The sequence below is a fragment of the uncultured Jannaschia sp. genome (assembly GCF_947503795.1).
Classification (GTDB): Bacteria; Pseudomonadota; Alphaproteobacteria; order Rhodobacterales; family Rhodobacteraceae; genus Jannaschia.
Map to the genome: position 1 here is coordinate 282092 of NZ_CANNEZ010000002.1, position 23698 is coordinate 305789.

General features: G+C 70.3%; 28 protein-coding genes and 2 pseudogenes. 12 read left to right on the forward strand and 18 right to left on the reverse strand.

The window, feature by feature from the left end; translation table 11 throughout:
* The first annotated feature begins 172 nt into the window (after positions 1–172).
* A complete protein-coding gene (locus tag Q0833_RS13915) occupies positions 173–1480 on the forward strand; it encodes a DEAD/DEAH box helicase (RefSeq protein ID WP_298435988.1) in 1308 nt (435 codons plus the stop codon).
* 90 nt (positions 1481–1570) lie between these two features.
* The gene (locus Q0833_RS13920) at positions 1571–1918 is read left to right on the forward strand and encodes a hypothetical protein (protein WP_298435991.1); all 348 of its coding nucleotides are present in this window, start codon (positions 1571–1573) and stop codon (positions 1916–1918) included.
* Between the two features lie 34 nt (positions 1919–1952).
* Here Q0833_RS13920 and Q0833_RS13925 read toward each other — a convergent pair whose 3' ends face one another.
* Complete coding sequence (locus Q0833_RS13925) at positions 1953–2120, reverse strand: hypothetical protein (protein WP_298435994.1); 168 nt, start codon at positions 2118–2120, stop codon at positions 1953–1955.
* Between the two features lie 100 nt (positions 2121–2220).
* Between Q0833_RS13925 and Q0833_RS13930 the strand changes: the two genes are divergently transcribed.
* Positions 2221–3096, forward strand: coding sequence for a LysR family transcriptional regulator (locus Q0833_RS13930; protein WP_298435997.1), 876 nt, complete (start codon positions 2221–2223; stop codon positions 3094–3096).
* Here Q0833_RS13930 and Q0833_RS13935 read toward each other — a convergent pair.
* Together Q0833_RS13935 and Q0833_RS13940 are read right to left on the reverse strand one after the other, a co-directional pair.
* Positions 3090–3776, reverse strand: a complete 687-nt coding sequence (locus tag Q0833_RS13935) for a site-2 protease family protein (RefSeq protein ID WP_298436000.1) — start codon at positions 3774–3776, stop codon at positions 3090–3092. The two genes, Q0833_RS13930 and Q0833_RS13935, sit on opposite strands and share 7 nt — an antisense overlap.
* Positions 3777–3869: 93 nt before the next feature.
* Complete coding sequence (locus Q0833_RS13940; RefSeq protein ID WP_298436003.1) at positions 3870–4250, reverse strand: VOC family protein; 381 nt, start codon at positions 4248–4250, stop codon at positions 3870–3872.
* A gap of 70 nt (positions 4251–4320) precedes the next feature.
* On the opposite strand from Q0833_RS13940, the gene soxR reads away from it, so the two are divergent.
* Positions 4321–4761, forward strand: a complete 441-nt coding sequence (gene soxR, locus Q0833_RS13945; protein ID WP_298436006.1) for a redox-sensitive transcriptional activator SoxR — start codon at positions 4321–4323, stop codon at positions 4759–4761.
* Positions 4762–4807: 46 nt separating this feature from the next.
* Here the strand turns inward: soxR and rpmB are convergent, their stop codons facing one another.
* Positions 4808–5110, reverse strand: coding sequence for a 50S ribosomal protein L28 (rpmB, locus tag Q0833_RS13950; protein ID WP_298436009.1), 303 nt, complete (start codon positions 5108–5110; stop codon positions 4808–4810).
* A 143-nt stretch (positions 5111–5253) separates the two neighbouring features.
* A complete protein-coding gene (meaB, locus tag Q0833_RS13955; RefSeq protein ID WP_298436014.1) occupies positions 5254–6222 on the reverse strand; it encodes a methylmalonyl Co-A mutase-associated GTPase MeaB in 969 nt (322 codons plus the stop codon).
* Positions 6223–6287: 65 nt separating this feature from the next.
* Here meaB and Q0833_RS13960 point away from each other — a divergent pair, with 65 nt between their 5' ends.
* Together Q0833_RS13960 and hrpB are read left to right on the forward strand one after the other, a co-directional pair.
* Positions 6288–6983: a DUF3108 domain-containing protein gene (locus Q0833_RS13960; protein ID WP_298436017.1), complete on the forward strand. Its 696-nt coding sequence runs from the start codon at positions 6288–6290 to the stop codon at positions 6981–6983.
* Complete coding sequence (hrpB, locus tag Q0833_RS13965; protein WP_298436020.1) at positions 6980–9319, forward strand: ATP-dependent helicase HrpB; 2340 nt, start codon at positions 6980–6982, stop codon at positions 9317–9319. Before Q0833_RS13960 ends, hrpB begins: the two co-directional genes overlap by 4 nt.
* On the opposite strand, the gene Q0833_RS13970 is transcribed toward hrpB, so the two are convergent.
* The 6 genes from Q0833_RS13970 to Q0833_RS13995 form a co-directional block, all read right to left on the reverse strand.
* The gene (locus tag Q0833_RS13970; RefSeq protein WP_298436023.1) at positions 9316–10116 is read right to left on the reverse strand and encodes an alpha/beta hydrolase; all 801 of its coding nucleotides are present in this window, start codon (positions 10114–10116) and stop codon (positions 9316–9318) included. The genes hrpB and Q0833_RS13970 overlap by 4 nt on opposite strands.
* Before the next feature lie 120 nt (positions 10117–10236).
* Positions 10237–10794 (reverse strand): F0F1 ATP synthase subunit B, encoded by a 558-nt coding sequence (locus Q0833_RS13975; protein WP_298436026.1) that lies wholly within the window; start codon positions 10792–10794, stop codon positions 10237–10239.
* 4 nt (positions 10795–10798) lie between these two features.
* Complete coding sequence (locus Q0833_RS13980) at positions 10799–11353, reverse strand: F0F1 ATP synthase subunit B' (protein ID WP_298436028.1); 555 nt, start codon at positions 11351–11353, stop codon at positions 10799–10801.
* A gap of 89 nt (positions 11354–11442) precedes the next feature.
* A complete protein-coding gene (locus Q0833_RS13985; RefSeq protein WP_298436031.1) occupies positions 11443–11688 on the reverse strand; it encodes a F0F1 ATP synthase subunit C in 246 nt (81 codons plus the stop codon).
* A gap of 66 nt (positions 11689–11754) precedes the next feature.
* On the reverse strand, positions 11755–12507 hold the full coding sequence (locus tag Q0833_RS13990) for a F0F1 ATP synthase subunit A (protein WP_298436033.1): 753 nt from the start codon (positions 12505–12507) through the stop codon (positions 11755–11757).
* The gene (locus tag Q0833_RS13995; RefSeq protein ID WP_298436038.1) at positions 12500–12853 is read right to left on the reverse strand and encodes an AtpZ/AtpI family protein; all 354 of its coding nucleotides are present in this window, start codon (positions 12851–12853) and stop codon (positions 12500–12502) included. The genes Q0833_RS13990 and Q0833_RS13995 overlap by 8 nt, the downstream gene beginning before the upstream one ends.
* A gap of 204 nt (positions 12854–13057) precedes the next feature.
* Here Q0833_RS13995 and Q0833_RS14000 point away from each other — a divergent pair.
* Positions 13058–13363, forward strand: a pseudogene (locus Q0833_RS14000) (ArsR/SmtB family transcription factor); the annotation flags it as partial.
* Positions 13364–13414: 51 nt separating this feature from the next.
* A pseudogene (locus Q0833_RS14005) lies at positions 13415–13741 on the forward strand (DUF4440 domain-containing protein); the annotation flags it as partial.
* A gap of 3 nt (positions 13742–13744) precedes the next feature.
* On the opposite strand, the gene Q0833_RS14010 reads toward Q0833_RS14005, so the two are convergent.
* The 3 genes from Q0833_RS14010 to Q0833_RS14020 all read right to left on the reverse strand — a co-directional run bounded on the left by Q0833_RS14010 (position 13745) and on the right by Q0833_RS14020 (position 16271).
* The gene (locus Q0833_RS14010; protein ID WP_298436041.1) at positions 13745–14950 is read right to left on the reverse strand and encodes a glycosyltransferase family 4 protein; all 1206 of its coding nucleotides are present in this window, start codon (positions 14948–14950) and stop codon (positions 13745–13747) included.
* 62 nt (positions 14951–15012) lie between these two features.
* Positions 15013–15771, reverse strand: coding sequence for an EcsC family protein (locus tag Q0833_RS14015; RefSeq protein WP_298436044.1), 759 nt, complete (start codon positions 15769–15771; stop codon positions 15013–15015).
* Positions 15772–15797: 26 nt separating this feature from the next.
* On the reverse strand, positions 15798–16271 hold the full coding sequence (locus tag Q0833_RS14020; RefSeq protein WP_298436048.1) for a GNAT family N-acetyltransferase: 474 nt from the start codon (positions 16269–16271) through the stop codon (positions 15798–15800).
* Between the two features lie 66 nt (positions 16272–16337).
* Between Q0833_RS14020 and Q0833_RS14025 the strand changes: the two genes are divergently transcribed.
* A complete protein-coding gene (locus Q0833_RS14025; RefSeq protein WP_298436051.1) occupies positions 16338–16940 on the forward strand; it encodes a flavin reductase family protein in 603 nt (200 codons plus the stop codon).
* On the opposite strand, the gene Q0833_RS14030 is transcribed toward Q0833_RS14025, so the two are convergent.
* Both Q0833_RS14030 and Q0833_RS14035 read right to left on the reverse strand, forming a co-directional pair.
* Positions 16937–17212: a peptidase gene (locus Q0833_RS14030; protein WP_298436054.1), complete on the reverse strand. Its 276-nt coding sequence runs from the start codon at positions 17210–17212 to the stop codon at positions 16937–16939. The two genes, Q0833_RS14025 and Q0833_RS14030, sit on opposite strands and share 4 nt — an antisense overlap.
* A gap of 230 nt (positions 17213–17442) precedes the next feature.
* Positions 17443–19041, reverse strand: a complete 1599-nt coding sequence (locus Q0833_RS14035) for a SulP family inorganic anion transporter (RefSeq protein WP_298436056.1) — start codon at positions 19039–19041, stop codon at positions 17443–17445.
* Positions 19042–19175: 134 nt separating this feature from the next.
* Between Q0833_RS14035 and Q0833_RS14040 the strand changes: the two genes are divergently transcribed.
* The 3 genes from Q0833_RS14040 to Q0833_RS14050 are packed head-to-tail and all read left to right on the forward strand — an operon-like array spanning position 19176 to position 21256.
* Positions 19176–20036 (forward strand): S-methyl-5'-thioadenosine phosphorylase, encoded by an 861-nt coding sequence (locus Q0833_RS14040; RefSeq protein ID WP_298436058.1) that lies wholly within the window; start codon positions 19176–19178, stop codon positions 20034–20036.
* Positions 20033–20716: a DUF2927 domain-containing protein gene (locus tag Q0833_RS14045; protein WP_298436061.1), complete on the forward strand. Its 684-nt coding sequence runs from the start codon at positions 20033–20035 to the stop codon at positions 20714–20716. Before Q0833_RS14040 ends, Q0833_RS14045 begins: the two co-directional genes overlap by 4 nt.
* Positions 20717–21256 carry an adenine phosphoribosyltransferase gene (locus Q0833_RS14050; RefSeq protein ID WP_298436064.1) on the forward strand — a complete coding sequence of 180 codons (540 nt, stop codon included), beginning with the start codon at positions 20717–20719 and terminating at the stop codon, positions 21254–21256.
* A gap of 127 nt (positions 21257–21383) precedes the next feature.
* On the opposite strand, the gene Q0833_RS14055 is transcribed toward Q0833_RS14050, so the two are convergent.
* Both Q0833_RS14055 and Q0833_RS14060 read right to left on the reverse strand, forming a co-directional pair.
* Entirely contained in the window at positions 21384–22835 is a 1452-nt protein-coding gene (locus tag Q0833_RS14055; protein WP_298436067.1) for an FAD-binding oxidoreductase, read from the reverse strand.
* On the reverse strand, positions 22832–23650 hold the full coding sequence (locus Q0833_RS14060) for an MBL fold metallo-hydrolase (RefSeq protein ID WP_298436069.1): 819 nt from the start codon (positions 23648–23650) through the stop codon (positions 22832–22834). Before Q0833_RS14060 ends, Q0833_RS14055 begins: the two co-directional genes overlap by 4 nt.
* Positions 23651–23698 lie beyond the last annotated feature (48 nt).

The following is a 23698-nucleotide window of genomic DNA, read 5'->3' on the forward strand; positions in this document are numbered from 1 at the left end:
GCCCCTCGGGCCGCGTGAGCCGGACCTGCCATCAGGCATGTTCCAAGCGACGGGCGGGACGCTTTCCCAAGGATCACGCCGGGAAGGCGCGGGCCAGTCGGTCCGCAGCCTTTCAACCGTGCGTCCATCGGGGCGCGCCATTCGCGCCGCAGGGCGGCGTGCAGGACATATTATGGATTTCGACATGCTGGGGCTGAAGCCCCGACTCATCGAGGCACTGGCCGAGATGGGGATCAAGGACCCGACGCCCATCCAGAAACAGGCGATCCCGCCGGCATTGGACGGGCGCGACGTCATGGGCCTCGCCCAGACCGGCACCGGCAAGACGGCGGCCTTCGGCCTGCCGCTGGTGCAGCACATCCTCGCCGAGGAGGCCCGCCCGAAGCCGCGGCAGGCGCGCGCCCTCATCCTCGCGCCCACGCGCGAGCTGGTGAACCAGATCGGCGACAGCCTGACCGGCTTCATCCAGGGCTCGCATCTCAAGGTCGCGCGCGTCGTGGGCGGCATCGGCATCAACCCGCAGATCCGCAAGATGGAGCGCGGCGTCGACCTTCTGGTCGCCACGCCGGGTCGCCTGATCGACCTGATGGACCGGGGCGCCGTGGACCTGTCGGGCACGTCGTTCCTCGTCCTCGACGAGGCCGACCAGATGCTGGACATGGGCTTCATCCACGCGCTGCGGAAGATCGCGGCCAAGCTGACCGGGCCGCGCCAGACGCTGCTGTTCTCGGCAACGATGCCCAAGGACATGGAGGCGCTGGCGGCGACCTATCTCGACCGCCCCGTCCGCGTGCAGGTCTCGACCAGCGGTCAGACCGCCGACAAGGTCGAGCAGTCGATCCACTTCATCGCCAAGGCCGAGAAGCCGGGCCTGTTGCTCGATCTGCTGCGCGCCCACGAGGGCGAGGCCGCGCTGATCTTCGCGCGCACCAAGCACGGCTCCGACCGGCTGGCCAAGCAGCTGACAAATGCGGGCGTCAACGCCGTGGCGATCCACGGCAACCGCAGCCAGGGCCAGCGGATGCGCGCGCTGGAAGCCTTCACCGACGGCTCGGCCAAGGTGATGGTGGCGACGGACGTGGCGGCGCGCGGCCTCGACATCCCGGTCGTGAAGCACGTCTACAACTACGAGCTGCCCAACGTCCCCGAGACCTATGTGCACCGCATCGGCCGGACGGCCCGCGCGGGGCGCGAAGGCGCGGCGATCACGCTCTGCGCGCCCGACGAGATGGGCGAGCTGAAGGACATCGAGAAGGTCATCAAGGGCCAGATCCCGATCGCATCGGGTCGCCGCTGGATGCCCTCCGAGGAGGAGGCCAAGCCCAAGCAGCAGCGCGGAGGCGGTGGCGGCCGTCGCGGCGGCGGCGGCGGTGGCCGGCCCGGCGGGCGTGCCGGGGGCGGGCGTCCCCAGGGGGCCAAGCCGCAGAGCGCCAAGCCCGGCGGCGGCAACCGGCGCAGGCGCCCGCGCAAGCCTGCGTGACAAACGGCGGCGCGGCCTGCGGGCCGCATTGCCCCAACGCCTCCGGTCTGGCATGATTCGCCGCAAAACAAGACCGGAGGCAGAGCAGACATGACCCCGATCAAGATCATCATCGCCGTGACGGCGTTCGCGGGCCTGTCGGCCTGCGGCGGCGGGGGCGGCGGCGGCACCGTTTCGGTGCAGCGCAGCTACGCGACGGGTCCGATCCAGACCGCGTGCCTCCGGGCCGACCGCAAGGCGGCCAGCCGGTCGCTCTGCGGCTGCGTGCAGGCGGCGGCGAACCGCGAGTTGTCGTCGCGCGATCGCGCCCGTGCCGTTAAATTCTTCCGCGACCCGCACCACGCCCAAGAGGTCCGGCAATCGGATCGCGGCGCGGACGAGGCGTTCTGGAAGCGCTACAAGAACTTCGTGTCGGTCGCCGAACGCTCCTGCGCCTGAGGGAGCCGCGCCCCGATGGGGCGCGGCGACAGGTTCAATGCGGGAAGCGGCGCTCCCAGTTGCCGCGACGCAGCCGCTCCTCATCCTGACGACGGAGGTGCTCGATCAGCATCGTCTCGTGCGTCATCATCGGCGGCTCGACCGGCCCGAGACGGGTGGGACGTCCGAGGCGGCGCAGCATGTTTTTAAATCCGTTTGCCATGGTCCATCTCCTGGTTACGGTGGCGATGTCCCTTTATGCGCTGTATCGTGGGTATCGGGCAAAGCAATACGCCGACCTAGAATTTAGGTGAGCTAAAGATATGGATTGGACCCGGATCCCCTCGCTCGCCGCGTTGCGCGCCTTCGAGGCGGCGGCCCGGCTGCGCGGCTTCACCCCGGCGGCGGGCGAGCTCAACGTCACGCCGGCCGCCATCGCGCATCACGTCCGCGCGCTCGAGGCTGATCTCGGCACCACGCTTCTGACGCGGGCGGGGCGCGGGCTGGCGGTGACGGCGCAGGGCCGCATTCTGGCCGACGGTCTGTCCGACGGGTTCGGCGCCATCGCCGACGCCATAGGCGCCCTCCGCGAGACCGAGGCGACGCGGCCGCTGACCCTCGCGGTCACGCCCGCCTTCGCGTCGAACTGGCTGATGCCGCGGATCGGCGACTTCTGGCAGCGCCATCCCGACCTGCCGTTGGCCATCCAGCCGGGGATCGAGCTGGTGGACCTCAAGCGCGACGGTGTCGACATGGCGATCCGCTACGGCGACGGGGACTGGGCGGGCCTGCAGACGGAGCTTCTGACCGACGGCCAGTTCTGGGTCGTCGCCCATCCCGACCTACTGGCAGGTCGCGCGGCGGATTGCGTGGCGGACCTCGCCGATCTGCCGTGGCTGATGGAGCATTACGTCATGGCGCGGCGCGACATGGTCGAGGGCGCGGGCTTGTCGCTCGACGGCGTGGCGATCCGGCCGATGAGTTCGAACACGCTGGCGCTTTCGGCCGCGGAGGCGGGGCTGGGCGTCACGGTACAACCCGCCTCGCTGGTCGAGCGGCAAGTTGCGGCGGGGCTTCTCGTGAAGGTCTGCGAGCTGCGCCAGGAACCGCTTGGCTACTACATCGCGACCCTGCCGGGCCCGTTGCCGCCGCGCGTGGCGACCCTGCGGACATGGCTCCGGCGGCAGGCGGCTCAGTAGCTCCAGGCGCGGTCGCGCATCATCGCGTAATGCGCGGCGATCGACGGGATGAACAGGAGCGCGTAGCCCCAGGTCAGCCACGCCCCGATCATCGCGGGCACCCAGAGCACCGCGAGGACGAGGCCGACCGCCCCGGTGATCCGCGTGGCGCGCCCCGCATCGATCACGCGACCCAAGCCGAGATGCAGGAGCTTGCCGCCATCGAGCGGCTGTACCGGCAGAAGGTTCAGCGCGAAGAGCACGAGGTTGGTCGTCGCGAAGAGCTCGACATACCAGCCGATATACCACGCGGCCTCGGCGCCGGTGGCGTAGTAGGGATCGACGATCGCACCGCCGATCAGCGATCCGACGGCCCAGAGCGCGAGGTTGGTCAGGGGCCCCATCGCGACGATCAGTTCGGTCTCTCGCGGGGTCGCGGCCCGATGCCGCTCGCAGAAACCTCCGCCGCCCCAAAGCACGATCCGCCGGACAGGCTGCCCCTGGACCAGTGCGCCCCAGGCATGTCCGAGCTCGTGCAGCAGGATCGAGACGGCGACGATACCGAAGAAGATCAGCCCGTGCTGACTGGGGGCGAAGCCGACGAAGACGAGCGCCAGCAGAAGGAAGCTGGGCGCGATCTCGATGGGCACGCCCCAAGGGCCGCGAAAGGTCAGGAGCGGGGTTTCGGTGCGGTTGAACATCGGCGGACTCCGATCGGAAAAATCGCACCGAGCCTGACCGGCCACGGCGGCGGGTCCATGGCCGGGTTCGGGCAATTTCGGGACCGCCGGGGGTCAATCGTAGGCCACCACCTCGATCTCGACGCCGTCGGGGCCGTCGAAATAGAACCGTCGTCCGGGCTCGTAATCGGCGTGGTTATGCGGTGTGAACCCGGCCTCGCGAACGCGCGACTCGGCCTGCGCGATATCGTCCACGACGACGCCGATATGGTTCAGCGCCCCGGGCGTGACGTAGCTGTCCGGTGCCGTCCCGACGCCGGCGCCGGGCGTGTAGAGCGCGAGGTAGTCGTCGGGGCCGCCGACATGGACGCTGCGCCCGGCGCCACCCAGCACCGGGCCGGACCAGCGTACGGTCCAGTCGAAGAGATCGCCGAGGAGTGCGGCGAAGGCATCCGCGTCGGAGACGGTGAGGTTGAGATGTTCCAGTCGGGCCATGGCGTGTCCTTTCACGGTTGACCCGCCCCGTATCGGAGCTCGACCATGATCGAGGTCAAGGGAGATCGGCATGAAACGCGAACTCACCATCGGCGAGGTGTCCGCCCGTTCGGGGCTGAGCGTCAGCGCCCTGCGATACTACGAGGGCAAGGGACTGATCGCACCGCCCCGCACGCGCGGCGGCCAGCGGCGCTATCCGCGTGCGGAGCTGCGACGGCTGGCCTTCATCCGCGTGGCCCAGCGACTGGGCCTGAGCCTCCGGCGCATCCGCGAGGCGCTGGCCCGCGTGCCGGACGGGCGCGCCCCGACGCCCGCCGACTGGGCCGCGATCGCCGCCGGGATGCAGGACGAGCTGACCGAGCGGATCGAGACGATGACCCGGCTGCGCGACAATCTCGATGGCTGTATCGGCTGCGGATGCCTGTCGATGTCGGCCTGCCCGCTCTGGAACCCTGACGACGCGAAGGGGGCCGAGGGACCCGGCGCGCGGCTGGTCGAGGGTCAGACGTGAAAAAGGCCCCGCACGGGGGCCTTCGTCGGTCGCCGTCGGAGGCGAATCAGGCTTCGAGCGCCGCCGGGGCGTCGGAGGACTTGGCGATGTCCTTCTTGATCTTCAGCGCGCGGGCCGAGAGATCGGTGTCCTTCGCCTTGGCGAGGAACGCGTCGAGCCCGCCACGGTGATCGACGGTCCGCAGCGCGGCCGCCGAGATGCGCAGCTTGAACGCACGGCCCAGCGCTTCGGATTGCAGCGTGGTGTCGTTCAGGTTGGGCAGAAAACGGCGGCGGGTCTTGTTGTTGGCGTGGCTGACATTGTTGCCAGTCATCGGGCCCTTGCCGGTGAGTTCGCAGACGCGAGACATGATGGCCACTCCGGGGTCAGAAGGGTTGAAAACAGGTGCAGGGCCGAAAACGGCCCCGCGGTCGGGGTCCATTAGGGGAGGTGCGCGGTGGCGTCAAGCGGCGCGCGGCATTCGCGGGTCCGGATCGGACGCGATGGGCGGCCTCAGGCGCGGAGGGCCGCCAGCATTTCCTCGGCCGCCGCGCGCACGGCGCGGTCGCCCCGCGCCACCTCGCGCGAGAGCCTGGCCATGCGCGCACGTGTCTCGGGCTCCGACAATCGTGCCAGCAGACCGGCCCGCACCTCGTCGGCGAACCAGTGCGCGGCCTGTTCGGCGCGGGTGCGCTGCCAGTGCCCTTCGGCGCGCCGCCAGTCGGCCAGCGCCGTCATCTCCTCCCACGCCCGATCCAGACCCATGCCCTCGACCGCCGAGACCGGCAGCGCCTTCGGGAAGCCGTCGGGATCGGTCGGTCGCTTCCGGAGCAGCCGCAGCGCGCCCGCGTAATCGGCCACCGTCCGGGTCGCCGAGCTCTTCAGGTCGCCATCGGCCTTGTTGACCAGAATGAGGTCCGCGATCTCCATGATGCCGCGCTTGACGCCCTGCAGCTCGTCGCCCCCCGCCGGAGCCAGCAGCAGCACGAAGAGGTCGCACATCTGAGCCACCATCGTCTCGGACTGTCCGACGCCCACCGTCTCGATCAGCACGACGTCGTAGCCCGCAGCTTCGCAGAGCGCGACCGCCTCGCGCGAGCGGCGCGCAACGCCCCCCAGATGCGTGGCCGAGGGCGAGGGCCGGATAAACGCGTTCGGATCGCGCGCCAGCCGGTCCATCCGCGTCTTGTCCCCGAGGATCGAGCCGCCGGTCCGTGCGCTCGAGGGATCGACGGCGAGGACCGCGACGCGGTGTCCCTGCCCCGTCAGCATGGTCCCGAAGGCCTCGATGAAGGTCGATTTGCCGACGCCCGGCGTGCCCGACAGCCCGATCCGCAGCGCCTCGCGCCCGATGGGCAACGCATCCAGCAGCGCGGCGGCACGGTCCTGATGGTCGGGGCGCGTGCTCTCGACCAGCGTGATGGCGCGGGCCAGCGCGCGGCGGTCGCCATCCTGCAACGGGTCGAGAAGGGGGTCGGTCATGGCCCGGTTGATGGCCGAGGCGGCGAGCCCGTGCAAGCGCGCCGCGTTCGCGCTAGATCAGGGACATGCTCCGACCGCTCGCCCTTCTCGTCCTGATCGCGTCGCCCGCGAGGGCCGAGACGATCCGCTTCGACCTCGTGCTGCGCGGCGTGACCGGCGGGCAGGTGGCGCTGGCCGCCGATGTCGCAGGCGGGCGCTACGCCGTCACGGGTCGCGCGCAGGGGACCGGCGTGGTCGGCACGCTCGTGCGCTACAGCTACGAGGGCAGCGCCACGGGGGAGCTCGTCGCCGGGGCGCCCCGCTCCGAGCGATATGTCGAGGTCGAGACCGGGCGCAGGGGCCGGTTCGAAACAACCACGACCTTCACCGGCGGGCGCGTGGTGTCGGCGGTCGTCGCGCCGACGCCCGAACGCGACCCGTGGGATATCGACCCGGTCGGACAGCGCGGAATCGACCCGCTCAGCGCGCTCTGGGACCTGACGCGCACCGTGCCCGCCGACGGCGTCTGCACGCGCGGCTGGAATCTCTTCGACGGCCAACGGCTCTCGCGGCTCAAGCTCTCGGGATGGCGCGTCGTGGACGGGCGCAGCATCTGCGACGCAACCTACACCCGGATCGCCGGCTATTCCCCGGACGAGTTGTCGCGCCGCGACGGGACCCGCTTCACCATCACCTATGCCCCCGTGGGCGACGGCATGGTGCGCGCGATCGAGATGCGGGCCGACACGCGGCTCGGCCCCGCGGTGATGCGCCTCAGATGACGCCGTTGCCCATCGACGACGCGTTGCCTGACCTCGTGGCGGCGGTGGGCACGCATGGGTTGGCCGTCCTGCAGGCCCCGCCCGGTGCGGGCAAGACGACCCGCGTGCCGTTGGCCCTCCTGCCGGTGATCGACGGCTGTATCGTCATGCTGGAGCCGCGTCGGCTGGCCACCCGCGCTGCCGCCGCGCGCATGGCCGAGACGCTGGGCGAGCCCGCGGGCCGGACCGTCGGCTACCGGATGCGCGGGGCCTCCGAGGTCTCGGACGCGACCCGGATCGAGGTCGTGACCGAAGGCATCTTCACGCGCATGATCCAGGCCGATCCCGAGCTGCCGGGCATCGGCTGCGTCATCTTCGACGAATTCCACGAACGCTCGCTCAACGCCGATCTGGGGCTCGCGCTGGCGGTCGAGGCGCGGCAGGTGCTCCGCCCCGATCTGGCGCTTGTCGTGATGTCCGCGACCCTCGATGCGGGCCCCGTGGCCGAGATGCTGGGCGCGCCGGTCGTCACCTCCGAAGGACGGAGCTTCCCGGTCGAGCGGCGCTGGCGCGACCGGCCGCCCCCCGAGGGCCAGCGCATCGAAGCACAGGTCGCGGCCCTCGTGACCGAGGCGCTGGACACGGTCGAGGGCGACGTGCTGGCCTTTTTGCCCGGCGAGGGCGAGATCCGGCGCTGCGCCGGGCTTCTAGGGGCGGTCGCGGCAGACGTGCGCCCGCTCTACGGCGCCCTGCCCTTTGCCGAGCAGCGCGCCGCCATCGCGCCGGGGCCGCGCCGGAAGGTCGTGCTGGCCACGTCCATCGCCGAGACCTCGCTGACGATCGAGGGCGTGCGCGCGGTGGTCGATGGCGGGCTGGCCCGGCGGGCCCGGTTCGACCCGGGCTCCGGCATGTCGCGGCTGGTGACCGAACGGGTCACGCGCGCCGAGGCCACGCAGCGGGCCGGCCGCGCGGGCCGGGTCGCACCGGGCGTGGCCTTCTCCAACTGGATGCAGGGACAAGAGGGCGCGCTCGCCGCCTTCCCGCCCCCCGAGATCGCGCGCGCTGACCTCACGGGATTGGCGCTTGAGCTGGCCGTCTGGGGCTCGGACGCGCTGGCCTTCCTGACGCCGCCCCCCGAGGGCGCGTTGGCCGAAGCGCGCGCGCTGCTGGCGTCGCTGGGCGCGCTCGAGGGTGGGACCATCACCGACCATGGGCGCGCGCTGGCGCGGATGCCGCTCCACCCGAGACTGGCCCATATGGTGACGACCGGCGGGCGCGGCGTGGCAGCACTCGCGGGCGTGCTCGTGGTGCGGTCGGGGCCCGGCCCGGTCGATCTGGGCGAGGTGCTGCGCGCGCCGACCCCCGAAGCTCGCGCCGAGGCCAAGCGCCTGCGTCGGTTCGAGGCAGGGCCGCCCCGCTCGGACGCGCAGCGCCTCGCGCTTGCCTATCCCGATCGGGTGGGCCTGCGCCGCGATGGCGAGGCACCGCGCTGGCTCCTGTCCGGCGGCAAGGGCGCGAAGATGGAGAAGGGCGACACGCTCGCCGGGGCGCGCCTGATCGTGGCCAGCGATCTCGACGGCGACCGCACCGAAGCGCGGGTCCGGAAGGCCCTCGCGATCACCGAGGCCGAGCTCCGCGAGGTGCATGGCCCGGCGATCGCCTGGGTCGAAACCTGCGCATGGTCCGAGCGGCATCGCCGGGTCGAGGCGCGGCGGCGCGAGATGTTCGGGGCCATCGCGCTCGACGACCGCCCGTGGCCCGATGCCCCGCCTGACGGGATTGCGGCGGCCCTCATGGACGGCTTGCGATCCCTCGGGGTGGACGCGCTCGGCTGGTCGAAGCGCGCGCGTCTGCTGCGCGCCCGCATCGCGGCGGCCGAGTTGCGGGATGTGAGCGATGCGGCGCTGCTCGCGGCCTTGGACGAATGGCTGGCGCCGTGGCTCGACGGGATCCGAGACGCGGGCGGGCTCGGGCGGCTCGACCCGACGGATGCGCTCATGGCGTGGCTCGGATGGAACGACGGCCAGCGGTTGGACCGGCTGGCCCCGGCGTCCTACCGCTCGCCGCTCGGAAACCGCGTGCCCATCGACTACGCGCCCGAGATCCCGACCATCTCGGTGCGCGTGCAGGAGATGTTCGGCGAGACGCGGCATCCGGTCGTGGGCCGGACCCCGCTCCGGATCGAGCTTCTGTCGCCTGCGCGCCGTCCCGTCGCGATCACGCAGGACCTGCCGGGCTTCTGGGCCGGCGCTTGGGCCGATGTGCGTCGCGACATGCGCGGGCGCTATCCGCGCCACCCCTGGCCCGAAGACCCGACCGTCGCCGACCCGACCCTCCGGGCCAAGCCGCGCGGCTAGGCGAGGATGTCGCGCATCAGCGGCGAGGCGGGGTCGCGCAGCGCGTCGATGACGTCGAAATGGTGGCGTCCGGGCGCGCGCCGGACGGGCACGTCCCACGCCGCCCCCAAGGCGTCGGCCTGCCAGAGAAAGCTCGGCCGCTCCTCGGCGCCGACATGCACCGTGACGGCTGGCCCCGCGAGCGGGTGGCCCAGCGCCGGGCTTTCCGCCACGGCCTCGGCCGCATCGAGGCGCAGGTCGTCATTCATGCTTTGCGGCACAAGCGGGCGCAGATCGGCGACGGGGCTGATCGGCACACAGGTCGCAATTCGCGCGATGCAGGCGGGCGCGGCATCGGCCATGATCATCCGCGCCACGAGATGTCCGCCCGCACTGTGCCCGGTCAGCCGGATCGGGCCGGACACGTCCTCGGCCGCGCGATCCACGGCGCGGGCGATGCAGGCGGTGATCTCTGCGATGCGCGCGCCGGGGGCGAGCGGATAGCCCGGCATCGCGACCGCGTATCCTGCGCTCAGTGCGCCTTCGGCGAAGTGCGACCAGTCCGAGCGGCCGAACCGCCGCCAGTAGCCGCCATGGACGAACACCACGAGGCCGTGCGGCGCACCCTCCGGCCGGAAGAGGTCGAGCGCCTCGGCCTCGCCCGGCCCGTAAGCGATGGTGCTGACATCGCTGCGGGCCCGGAAGTCGGCGGCTTCGGCGGCCCAGCGGGGCGGATAGGCCGCCGCGTCGGCGATGTGGTCGGCATTGGCGTAGGCGTCGTCCAACGCCGCGCGGTCCATGTCTTGCCAAGACTCCATCCCGGTCCCCTTCCCTGTCCTGTCGCGCAAGGTGCCCGAGCCTGTCCCGAAACGCGATGCCCCAAACGCAGACGGGGCGCCCCGAAGGACGCCCCGACCCGGTACGTGTGCGACGCGGGGTCAGTGTAGCTTGGCGGATACCGTTTCGATCGACTGGTCGATCAGCGTGTCGGCATCGGAGGCGGTGAGCTGCTTGGCCACGACCTCGCCCGCCGCGGCGGTCGCGACGGCGATGGCCCGGTCCCGGACCTCCTTGACGGCAGCGTTCCGCGCGCTGTCGATCTGGTCGATCGCGGCGGCAAGGCGACGCTGGACGGACGCTTCGAGGTCGACGCGGGCCTGGTCGGCGGTGGCCTGTGCCTCGGCGCGGGCAGTGGCCACGATCTCGTCGGCCTGGGTCTGGGCTTCGCGGGTCTTGCGCTCGTAGGAGGCCAGCAGCGTCTGTGCCTCCTCGCGCAGCGCGCGGGCCTCGTCGAGATCCTTCTGGATGCCGGCCGCGCGGGTGTCGAGCATCCCCATCAGCTTGGACGGCACCTTGAAGTAGAGGACGATGCCCACGAAGATCAGAAAGCCGATCGTGACGACGAAATCGGTGTTCCCGAGGCTGAAGAAGGGGCCGGAGGCGGCCAGCGCGGGCGTCGCGGCCAGGGCGGCGGCGGTGGTCAGGATGATGCGCATCGGATCAGGCCCCCTTCACGCGGCTGTCGACGGCCGCGTCGATCGCGGATCGGTCGGCCTTGCCGCCCAGCGCTTCGACGATCTCGGCGGCCACGTCGCGGGCGACCTCGGTCACGGAAGCGGCGGAACCGGCGCGGATCTCGGAGATCTGTGCCTCGCTCTCGGCGGTCTTCTCGGCGATCTGCTCGTCCGCCTTGGCGATGGCGGCGTCGAGGTCGCCCTTGATCTCGGCGCGGGCCTCGGCCGAGATGCGCTGCGCTTCGGCACGGGCATCGGCCAGCGCCTGCTCATAGGCGGCCTCGGCTTCGCGGGCTTGCCGGTTGAGGTCTTCGGCGGCGGCCAGGTCGTTGGATATGGTGCCCGACCGCTCCGCCAGCACGGCGCCGAGGCGCGGCAGGGCGATCTTGGTCAGGATCAGGTAGATGGCCACGAGCGTGACGATCAGCCAGAAGATCTGGTTGCCGAACCACTCGGTGCAGAGCTGCGGCATGCCGATGGCGTTGCCGACGCTGTTGACGCAGAGGCCCGCGAGTTCGAGGTCGATGGGTTCGGTGGCCATATCGGAATCCGTCCGGTCTGGGGTGGCGCGGGCTGGCGAGGGGCGTCAGAGCCCCCCGCCTGCTCGTAAGGATCGTGTCGTCGCCTGTCTTAGACGGCGAACATCAGCAGCAGCGACACCAGGAAGGCGAAGATGCCGAGGGCTTCGGCGAACGCGATGCCGATGAAGAGCGTGGCGGTCTGTCCGCCAGCGGCGGAGGGGTTGCGCAGGGCGCCGGCGAGGAAGTTGCCGGCCACGTTGCCCACACCGATGGCGGCGGCGCCGGAGCCGATCGCGGCCAGGCCTGCGCCGATGAATTTGCCGGTGTCGGCCAGAACGATGATGTCGCCTTCCATGGGGGTATCTCCTTACGATGGGAAGTTTAGGCGTTTCGTAGGGCGCCGCGGGGCGGCACCGTTACCTCAGTGATGGGGATGCAGCGCGTCCTTCAGGTACACGCAGGTCAGGATCGTGAAGACGTAGGCCTGGATCGCCGAGACCAGCACCTCGAGCCCGTAGATCGCGACGATCCCGAAGAGCGAGAGCGGAGCGACCGCGACGAGAGCCGCGAAGGTCGCGAAGACCTTCAGAACCGCGTGGCCTGCCATGATGTTGCCCGCCAGACGAATGGAGTGGCTGACCGGACGCACGAAATACGAGATGATCTCGATCAGCGCGAGCACCGGGCGCAGCACCAGCGGCGCCGACGAGACCCAGAAGAGCGACAGGAACGACGCGCCGTTCTTGACGAAGCCGAGGATCGTCACCGCGAAGAACACGCCGAAGCCCAGCACCGCCGTCACGGCGATCTGGCTGGTCGGCGAGAACGACATCGGGATCAGAGCGAGGAAGTTCGAGAAGAGGATGAAGAGGAACAGCGTGAAGATGTAGGGGAAGTACTTCACCGCGTCTTTGCCGGTCACGTCCTCGATCATCTTGTAGACGAAGCCGTAGGCCAGTTCGGCGATCGACTGGATGCGGCTGGGAACGATGCCGCGGCCACGGGTGCCCAGCACCAGCAGGAGCAGCACGCAGAGCACCGTCAGCGCCATCCAGAACGTCGCGTTGGTGATCGTGTACCACGCCACCGGATCGCCCGCCTCGCCGAAGAGCGGCTTGACGATGAACTGGTCCATCGGGTGGAAGGACAGCCCGCCTTCGGTCGGTTCAGCCATGATCGCCCTCGTCCTTTGGCGCGCCGGCGCCCGGTTCCTTCAACGCCGCCGATACCGACAGCTTGCCCTGCATCTCCTGCGCCGAGGAGATCATCGTTTTCACCCCGGCCGCGAAGCCCAGGAGCGTGAACACGACCATCAGCCAGGGCTGGGTTCCCAGCAGGGCGTCGAGGCCGTATCCGATGCCGAAGCCGATCCCGAGACCGGCGACGAGTTCGATCACCATCCGCCAGGCCAGTTGCGCCTGGGAGTAGTGCTCCTCCATGTGGTCCTTCTCCTCGGACGGACGCTTGGCGGCCAGCTTGGCCTCGAGAGCCTTCAGGCGATCGGCGTCGTCGTCGGACATGGAAACCCCACGGATGTCGAGCTGGTGGATAGGATGGGGGGCGACCCGAGTCAACGCGACCTCCGGACGCTCGATTATCATTCTGTATCAGTGTCTTGCGAGTGGGCCTCGGAGGCACTTCCGACCTCGCCGCGATCCCCCGACATTCAACGCCGCGGTTGAACGTTCTTGACGCCACGCAGCCGTACCGTCACCCAGCCCCCCATGACGGACACCCTTTCCCCGGTCTTCGCGGCCCTCGCCGACCCAACGCGGCGGCGCATCCTCGCGATGCTGCTCGAGGACGACATGGCCGTGACGGACGTGGCCGCGGGGTTCGATATCTCGCTGGCGGCGGTGTCGAAGCACCTGGGCGCGCTGGCCCGCGCCGGGCTCATCGCGCAGGAGCGGCGTGGCCGCGTCGTCTGGTGCAAGCTCGAGCCCGACGCGTTGCGCGCCGCCAGCGTCTGGATGCAGGGGTTCGGGCAGTTCGACGGCCCCGATCTCGACGCGCTGGAGACGCTTCTGGACCGGCTCGACCCGCCGGATGCGGAGGACCTGCTGGACGACCTGTTGGCGGCGGAGCGCGGCGTCTGGAACGCGCTCGTCGCCGGGGACGCGGCGGCGGATCGCGCGGCGCTCGATCCCGCGTTCCTCGGGATCTATCCCGATGGCCCCGCGGGCCGGGACGGCCATGTCGGACAGCTCGCCGACGGGCCGACCGTCGCCGCCTACGCGCTGACCGAAGCGCGGGTGGTTCCGCTCGGCGGAGACGTCGCACTCCTGACCTACCGCGCGACTTTCGCGCGACCGGGTGCGGCCTCCGAGGCGATGTGGGTCTCCTCGATCTGGCGGCGCGTGGGCGGCGGATGGATCAACATCTTCAGCCAGGACACTCCGGCAGCCTGAGGCTCAGCCCGCCGCGATAACCTCGCGGTAGCGGCGCGCCAGATCGGCGGCCTTGGCGGGCCAGAGCCCGTCGCGCAGCACCTGCGCCCGCGCCGCGTGGCCCAGCCGCGCACGGGCCTCGGGATCGGCTGCAAGCCTGCCGATCGCCGCCGCGATGTCGCCCGCGAACCGGTCGGGGTCGGTCACCGGCACCTTGATTGCCGCGTCGTCATCGAGAAACGCGCCCGGCCCCCCGGCATCCGCGACGATCATCGGCAGGCCCCAGCGCATCGCCTCGTAGACGACATTTCCCGCAGGCTCGCGAAAGCTCGGGAAGACGAAGATGTCGGCTTCGGCATAGAGGGTCTCGACCTCGGCGCGGGGGATGAGCCCGTGGAACGTCACCCGGTCCGCGATCCCCAGCCGTTCGGCCTCGGCGCGGCATTCCGGCAGCTCCGGCCCGTCCCCGGCCGAGATCAGCCGCAGGCGCGGATCGGCTACGCGCGCCATCGCCCGAACGGCATCGCGCAGGCCCTTGGTCCGCACCCCACGTCCGACATGCAGGAGCCGGATTTCGCCGTCAGCCCGCGCGGGCCGGGGCGGTGCCACGTCGTCGATCCCCAGTTCCAGCACGTTCGCATAGGCGCGCGGCGCGATCCCGGCCGCCTCCAGCGCTTCGCGCACATAAGGCGCGACCCCGAGGATCAGTGCCGCCTCGCGATAGCTCGCGCGCAGGCCCGGATCGTGGCGCAGGCGCAGCCCGTCGAGCGCGCGGAGACGGGCGAACCAACCGGGAGGCGCGACCTCGTGGGCAAAGGCCGGCGGCGTCGGCAGCGAGCCACCCAGCGGACCCACCACGAAGGGCGCGCGCCCATGGCGCAGCGGCACGGCATAGCGCATCCCCTGCGGCATGATCTGATGGGTCAGGTCGTACTCGGCCCCCGCCAGATGCCGCCGGACATGGCGCGCGAAGATCGGCCATTCGGGCTTCAGCATCGCGCCCAGCCGCGTATGCCGCCGCAACGCGCGCGGCAGGGCCAAGGTCAACGCCCGCGCACCGGGCAGCTGGGCGGCCAGCGGCGTGTGGCCGGGGCTCTCGAAGGCCGCGACGGTCAGATCGACCAGCGGGGCCAGCGCCTCGGCCCAGCGAAAGGCCACGAAGGCCTCGCCCGTGGCCTCGCCCGACATGAAGGGCGAGATCAGGAGGATGCGGGGCTTTCGGTCGGGCATGGGCGCGCCTCGGGAACGGGTCGCACCCTTCCACCACGAACGTCGCGCCGGGGGAATCCCCGTCAGGTCTTCAGACGCACCCGCAGCTCTGCGGTCAGGACATCCATGTCCTCGCCCGTGCTCTCGGCCAGGCGCATCAGGCCGAACTGCACCCGCGCCACCTCCTGGTAGTAGGAGGTGTAGATGTAGTTCGTCGCGGCCCCGGCGGCGGCCCCGATGACGGGCACGGCCTGTGCGGCCAGCTTCTGGCCCAGCGGAATGGCGAGGCGCGGGGCGACCTTGGCGATCAGACCGTGAATCGCGCTGCCGGTCACCGTCAGGCGCATGGTCAGAAAGCTCAGATCCGTGCCGTCGTCGTCGTCGAGGGGCCCGGCGGCGGCGAAGACCCGCAGGCAGGCAGCGCGGATCTCGGGACGCGCGGGATCGAAGCCGTGCTCGTCCGCGATGGACTGAATCGCGCGCAGGATCAGCGTCGTGGTCACGGGAAGCTCGGCCAGCGCCGAGGGCAAGCCACCGAAGCCGCCCGCAGCACCCGTGCCCACGGTGATCGCGCGGGTTAGCCAGTCCGAGCCGTCCGCGATCCGACCGCGCGAGGCGGCGGCGGCCGTGAACGATTGCTCCAGCGCGGCGGCGGTGGCCTTTTCCAACCCGGAGCGGACCGATTGCGGCAGCATGTCGATCATGCTCTCGGCCTGCGTCCCGATCAGCGACAGCAGTTGCAGGCCGACCCCCGAGGCGCCCCGCATGGCGGCGGCAAGACGGTCGAGCTCGGCCTCGCGGTCGAGCGGCGGAAAGATCTGTTCGGTCTGCGGCTTCATCATGCCACAGGATGTGGGTGCGCCGCGCCTCAGGGCAAGGCCCGTACGACGTCGCCCGTGATCCCGTCCCAATCCCAGCATCCCAGCACCCGCGCCGGGTTCGTCGGGGGCGGCATGGTCACGCCCGCCAGCGGTGCGAAGCCGAACCGCCCGTAATAGGGCGCGTCCCCGACCAGCAGGACCCGGTTCACGCCCGCGACCGCCGCGCGGTCCAGACCCGACTGGATCAGATAGGCGCCCAGCCCCTCGCCCTGCCGCGTCGGATGGATCGCGACCGGTCCCAGCAGCATCGCGTCATGCGCCCCGACGCGGACGGGCCAGAAGCGGATCGCGCCCGCGACCTCGCCTGCCGCGCCCCGCGCCACGAGACAGAGATCGCGCGCCGCCGCCACGCCGTCGCGCAGCCGGTAGGACGAGAGCGCCGTCCGGCCCGGCGCGAAGCACAGGTCCAGAAGCGCTTCGACCTCCCATTCGTCCTCGGGTGTCTCGCGGCAGAGTTCCATGGCGCCGGTTGTGGCGTCTGTCGCGCGGCTCGGCTAGTCCTTCGCGCGACGCCAAGGAGACCCGCGATGTTCTACCGCCCCGAGGACGGCCACGGCCTGCCCCACAATCCGTTCAACGCCGTCGTCTCGCCCCGCCCCATCGGCTGGATCGGAACGCGCGGCGCGATGGGCGACAACCTGGCACCCTACAGCTTCTTCAACGCGGTGGCCTATGTCCCGCCGCAGGTGATGTTCGCCTCGACCAGCGCCAAGGACGACCGGGACGGGACCAAGGACAGCGTGGCGCAGATCCGCGAAAGCGGCGTCTTCTCGGTCAATATCGTGGAATACGCGTCGCGCGACCGCATGAACGTCTCGTCGGGGGCGCATCCCGCCGGCACGGACGAATTCGCGGTCGCGGGCGTGCCCAAGGCGGAATGCGACACGATCGACGCGCCGCGCGTGGCCGACGCGCCCGCGACGCTGGAATGCAAGCTGACGCAGATCGTGACCCTGCCCGGCGCGGCGAATTTCGCGGTCTTCGGCGAAGTCACCGGCATCCACCTGCGCGACGATTGCATCGTCGACGGCCGGTTCGACGTGACGACCTTCGCGCCGCTGGCCCGGCTCGGGTATCGCGACTACACCAGGGTCGGTGATCTCTTCTCGCTCAAGCGGCCGGACGACTAGGCCCCCAGCACCAGCCAGCGGGTGATCCCGTAGACGTAGAGCGCCGTGAAGAGAAGGTTGATCAGCTTGAGCTGCCGCTCGCCGTGGAGCCAGGCGTAGAAGATCCAGATGGTGCAGAAGGGCAGCCCGAGGATCATCGGCCAGGGGTGCCAGTTCTGGACGATGGCGATGGTGCTCGCGATGCCCAGCGCCAGTGCGAACCACTTCGCCCGCTGCTCATGGGTGGCGAGCCAGTGGATCAGGCGGTCGGAGGACGACATGGGCGCACGCATTCGCGTAGCTTCCTTTCGGGACGGATAATGCTGTCGGGAGACGGGTCATCTCTGCCACCCGTCCCTGTCCGGATATCCGCGATGCCCAGTCGGCACAAGCCCGTGGGCGACCTGCCATGTCGCGAACCGGCGCCCCGACCCGGCAGGGCCGACGCCCGCCCGCGCCGACGCAAGAGTTTTCACCGAAAACTCTTTGCCAAGACCTTCATCGAAGATCTTGGACCTCGCCGTCAGTGACCGCCCTCGAGGATGCCGGTCCGCACGCCGTAATTGGCGGCGATCGCGTAATCGGGGTCGTCATCGCTGTCGACCATCAGGTGTCCGGCCTTCGTCAGCAGGCGGTGGCAGTCGCGGCTGAGGTGGCGCAGCTCGATCCGCTTGCCCGCCGCCTCGTATTTCCCGGCGACCGCCTCGATGGCCTGCAGCGCGGACTGGTCGGCGACCCGGCTTTCGGCGAAGTCCACGATGACGACCGAAGGGTCCGCCTCGGGATCGAAGAGTTCGACGAAGCCCGTGGCCGACCCGAAGAAGAGCGGGCCGTTGACCTGGTAGACGCGCGCGCCTTCGGGGGTCTCGTAGGTCGAGGCCCGGATGCGGCGCGCATTTTCCCAGGCATAGGCCAGCGCCGAGACGATCACGCCCACGACCACCGCGATGGCGAGGTCGGTCAGCACCGTCACGATGGTCATGAGGATGATGACCACCGCGTCGATGCGCGGCACGCGGGTCAGGATCTTGATCGAATTCCACGCGAAGGTCCCGATCACGACCATGAACATGACGCCCACCAGCGCGGCCAGCGGGATACGTTCGATCAGCGGCGCGGCGACGAGGATGAACGCAAGAAGGAACAGCGCTGCCGAGATGCCCGAGATCCGCGTCCGCCCGCCGGATTTCACGTTGATCATCGACTGGCCGATCATGGCGCAGCCGCCCATGCCGCCGAAGAACCCGGTCACCGTGTTGGCCGCGCCCTGCGCGATGCATTCCTGCGACGCGCCGCCGCGCTGGCCCGTGATCTCGCCCACGAGGTTCAGCGTCAGCAGGCTCTCGATCAGGCCGATCGCCGCGAGGATCAGCGCGTAGGGCAGGATGATCGTCAGCGTCTCGTAGTTGAGCGGCACCATCGGGATGTGGAAGGCCGGCAGCCCGCCCGCGATGGAGGCCATGTCGCCCACCGTCGGCGTGCTCAGCCCAAGCCCGATCACCAGTGCCGCCGTGATGCCGATCCCGGCCAGCGGCGCGGGGATCAGGTTCGTCACCTTCGGCAGGCCCCAGATCACCGCCATCGTCACCGCGATCAGACCCAGCATCAGGAGGATGTCGCCCGCGGGCAGCCACGCGCCGTCGGGCGTGCGGAACTGCGTCAACTGCGCAAGGAAGATCACGATGGCCAGACCGTTGACGAAGCCCAGCATGACGGGATGCGGCACGAGACGGATGAACTTGCCCCAGCGCATCACCCCCGCGAAGATCTGCAGAAGCCCCATCAGGACGACGGTCGCGAAGAGGTATTCCACCCCGTGCACGGCCACGAGGCTGACCATCACGACGGCCAGCGCGCCCGTCGCGCCCGAGATCATCCCCGGCCGGCCGCCGATCAGCGCGGTGATCAGACCCACGATGAACGCGGCATAGAGCCCGACCAACGGGTTCACGCCGGCGACGAAGGCGAACGCCACCGCCTCGGGCACGAGGGCGAGGGCCACGGTCAACCCGGCCAGCACTTCGACGCGCAGCACGGGCAGGGACAGGACGGAGGTCGGGGCCACGCGCAGGTCGGGGCCGTCGTAACGGTCGGCGAGGCGCGCCAGAAGGGATCGGCTCATACGTCGGGCTTTCGGGGAAGGGGGTTGGCGCGGCCTTAGCAGGCGAGGACGCGATGCAACAGGGGGCGCCGCGGGCGCGTTGCGATTCCGTTGCGTGCGGGGCAGTCTCGGGCGCGGGCCAGCGGAGAGCCACCATGGCGGACATCACCATCGGGATTATCGGCGGCTCGGGTCTCTATGGCGTGCCGGGTCTCGCGGATGGCGAATGGCGCGCGGCGGACACGCCGTGGGGGCCGCCATCCGACGCGCTGTTGCACGGCGCGCTGGGCGACGTGCCGGCCGTTTTCCTGCCCCGCCACGGGCGCGGCCATGTCCACAGCCCGACCTCCGTGCCCTACCGCGCCAATATCGCGGCGCTGAAAGAGGCGGGCGTCACGCATCTGGTGTCGGTCTCGGCGGTGGGCTCGTTCCGCGAGGCGATGGCGCCCGGCGATTTCGTCGTCGTGGACCAGTTCGTCGACCGCACCTTCGCCCGCGACAAGAGCTTCTTCGGCCCCGGTCTCGTCGCCCATGTCAGCGCGGCGCATCCGGTCTGCGCGGCGCTGTCCTCGGCCTGTGCGGCCGCCGCGCGGGCGGGCGGCGCGACGGTCCACGAGGGCGGCACGTATCTGGCCATGGAAGGCCCGCAATTCTCGACGCTTGCCGAATCGCGGCTCTATCGCGACTGGGGCTGCGACGTGATCGGAATGACGAACATGCCCGAAGCCAAACTCGCCCGCGAGGCCGAGCTGCATTACGCCTCGGTCGCCATGGTGACGGATTACGACAGCTGGCATCCCGATCATGGCTCGGTCCGGATCACCGATATCCTCGAGACGCTGCACGGCAACGTGGACCGCGCCGCCGCGATGGTCGCGGCCCTGCAGGAGCACCTGCGCGCGGGCTGCGACACCGGCTGCGACCGGGCGCTCGACCACGCGATCATGACCGCGCCCGAGGCGCGCGATCCGGACATGGTCGATCGGCTCCGCACGGTGGCGGGGCGCGTGTTGTGATCCGCGCCGCCCTTCTGGCCTGCTGCCTCGCCCTGCCCGCGGGCGCGCAGGAATTCGTCACCGCGCCCGGACCGATGACCGACACGGAATTCTACCGCGCCGTGGCCTGCGCCGCCGCGCCGGGGGGCGAGTGTCGCAAGCCCTTCCTGCGCTGGCCCGAGGCCAAGCGCGGCGCCGTCACGATCGCGCTCGCCTCTGTGCCGCCCGGCCTGCCCCCATGGCGCCTGGCCCTCTTCGATCAGGGGCTCGAGGCCGCGATCGCTCAGATCAACGGTCTGGGGATCGACCTGCGGCTGGCGCGCGCCGATGCCGGGCCCGCCGATATCGACATTCACATCGTCCTGACCCCGCCGGGCGAGGTGATGCGCGACACCGGCGTCCCCGCGCTCGACGGAGCGATGCTGCCGCTGGGCCGGGTGGCGCTGCGCGCCAAGGGCGGCGAAATCCGCGACGCGCTGATCGCCGTCTCGGCCGAGGCGCGCCGCCGCGAGATCGCATCCGTCCTCCTCGAGGAGATCACCCAGGGCCTCGGTCTGATGACGGATATCAGCGGGCCCGCCTATGGCCGCTCGCTCTTCTCCGAAGACAGCAATTCCGTCGTGCGCCTCGAAGGCCAGGACGCCATGGCGCTGCGCCGCCACTACCCGCCCGCGGGCACCGACACGTCGGAAGGAAGCTGAATGCCAGACCAGAAGACCGTCCGGGACTACATCCGGACCATCCCCGACTTTCCGCATGAAGGGATCATGTTCCGGGACGTGACGACCCTGTTCGCGGATGCACGCGGCATGCGGCTCTGCGTCGATCAGATGCTGGCGCCCTATGCGGGCACGCGGATCGACGCCGTGGCGGGACTCGAAGCGCGCGGCTTCATCCTCGGCGGCGCTGTGGCGCACCAGCTCGGGACCGGCTTCGTGCCGATCCGCAAGAAGGGCAAGCTGCCGGGACCGGTCTTCGCGCAGGACTACACGCTGGAATACGGGCAAGCGACGGTCGAGGTGCACCAGGACGCGCTGCCGGCGGGGGCACGGGTCCTTCTGGTGGACGATCTCCTGGCGACCGGGGGCACCGCGCGGGCGGGCATCGCCTTGCTGGAGAAGCTGGGATGCGAGGTGGTCGGTTGCGCCTTCGTGATCGACCTGCCGGATCTCGGCGGGCGCGCCGTGCTGGAAGGCATGGGCATGGACCTGCACACGCTCTGCAATTTCGACGGCGAATAGCCACATTCGCGCCGCGAAGCGTAAACCTTTTGGTAACCTTTGGCTGTCTATATTCGAGTGTGGTCTTAGCAGACGGCCACCCATTCCCCCAGCGCCTCGCCTCCCCCAGGGCGAGGCGTACTTCGTTCTAGGGGCGTGATCCTCGCTTCGAGCGGACGCGTAACACCGCGCCGGGGTTCATGATTCCCCCCGGATCCAGCGCGTCCTTGATTGCACGCATCGCCGCCAGCTTCACCGGATCGACATAGCGTTCGAGGTCGTCGACCTTCAGCCGACCAACCCCGTGCTCGGCGCTGACAGATCCGCCGAATCGATGAACGAGGTCGTGGACGGCGCGCTTGATGTCGTCGCGTTGATGGGTGTGATCCGCACGGCTGCGCCCCGGCCGAGGGAACACGTTATAATGCAGGTTGCCGTCGCCGACATGCCCGAAGCAGTTGATGCGGAAGTCACCGATCGCAGCCAGAACGCCGGGCCCCTCGGAGATGAAGGCGGGGATCGCGGCGATGGGCACGCTGATGTCGTGGCTGCTGACGGCGCCCACCGCGCGGTTGGCTTGCGGGATCGTCTCGCGCAGATGCCAGAAATCGGCGCGTTGCCCCTCGGACTGCGCGATGGTGCCGTCGGTCGCGAGCCCCGCCTCGGCCGCCGCCTCGAACAGCCCCTCGAGCGCGGCCTGCGGATCGCCCGAGGCGCCTAGCCCGAGGTCGATCAAGACCGACCAGTCCGGCTCGCCCATCGGGCGGCGCACATCCGGCATGTGTTCGGCCACGAAGCGCAAGCCTTCGCCGCCCAGAAGTTCGAACGCGGAGACACCCTCGCCGATCCGGTCCCGCGCGAGGTTCAAAAGGGCGATGGCCGCGTCGGGATCCGGCACGACGATGATCGCGGCCCCCGTCTGGACGGGGCGCGGCAAGAGCTTGAGCGACGCCGCCGTAATGATGCCCAGCGTCCCCTCGGCCCCGATCAGGAGATGGCGCAGATCGTAGCCGGTGTTGTTCTTCCGCAGGGGCGACAGACCGTGCAGGATCGAGCCATCCGGCAGCACCGCCTCGATCCCGAGGCAGAGATCGCGGGCATTGCCGTAGCGCAGGACATTCACGCCGCCTGCATTGGTCGAGAGGATGCCCCCGATCCGGGCCGAGCCCTGCGATGCGATCGAGAGCGGGAACAGGCGGTCCACGCCCTCGGCGACCTCCTGCACATGCTGCAGGATCGCTCCGGCCTCGACCACCGCGACGTTCTCGGACGGATCGACCGACCGGATGTCCGACAGCCGTTCCAGCGACAGGATCACAGGATCGGGCAGATCCTCGGAGACCTGTCCCCCGACGAGCCCGGTGCCGCCGCCATAAGGCACGATGCCGACGCGGGCGGCCTGGGCGGCGGCGACGATGGTCGCGACCTCCGCGGTGGATGAGGGCGCGAGAAGCAAGCCGCCGCGGCCGGTGTAACGGCCCCGCGGCTCCTCGGTGTAGCGGGGTTCGAGGTCGCGGAAGACCGCGGCCGGAAGGCGCGCGCGCAATGCGTCGGCGAAGGCGCCGGTCGCGGGGGCCAGATCGGCCAAACTGGATGTCATTCGGGCTCCGACAGGAAGGCGGGGCGCAGCACGACGATGGTCGGACGCGAGGGAAGGCTGCGCAGCGAGACCTCCATGTGCGACGCGGGCCGCACCTCGACATCGAAGCTGTCGGACATGTCCGCGAGGAACCGGTCGAGCGACCCCTGCCCCCACCAATGCATCGGGATCACGACCGAGGACCTGAGCCGGTCGAGCACCCGCTTGAGCGTCGGCCGGTCCAGCGTCAGCCCCCCGTCAACCGGGGCCATCACCACGTCAAGCCGCCCCAGCGCGGCATAGGTCTCGGCGTCCGGTTCGTGGTGGAGATGCCCGAGATGGCCGATGCAGAGCCCGCCCACCTCGAAGACGAAGATCGAGTTGCCGTTCTCCTCGAAGCCGCCGTCGCGGCTGCGGATGTCGGTCGAGACGGAGCGCACGAGCATCTCGCCGAGATCGAGGTGATGGCCCACCGGCTCGCCCACGCGATCGGACCAGCCGGGCAGAACATGGCGAATCGCGGGGTCGGGATCGGGCGTCCAATGGGTGATGTGGGCGCGGTTCATGGTGACGATATCGGGCGTGTCGATGGCCCCGGCGAAACCCGAATAATCGGTGATCGCGCGCAGACCGCCCGCCGTCTCGATCAGGAACATCGCGTGGTCGACGTAATTCAGCCGCACTGTGAAGTCGTCTGGCAGCGGCGCGCGGTAGGCCGCGCGGTGCAGGTATTCGATCCCCGGCGCCGCGGCGACGGCGATGCAATGGCTGGCCCGACGATCCTGGGCCTGGGCCAGCGTCGGCAGAAGGAAAAGGAGCACGAGAAGGCAGCGCATGGCGAACAGGGTAGCACGCGGGCACGCGGTGCCCAATGCGGCGCGATG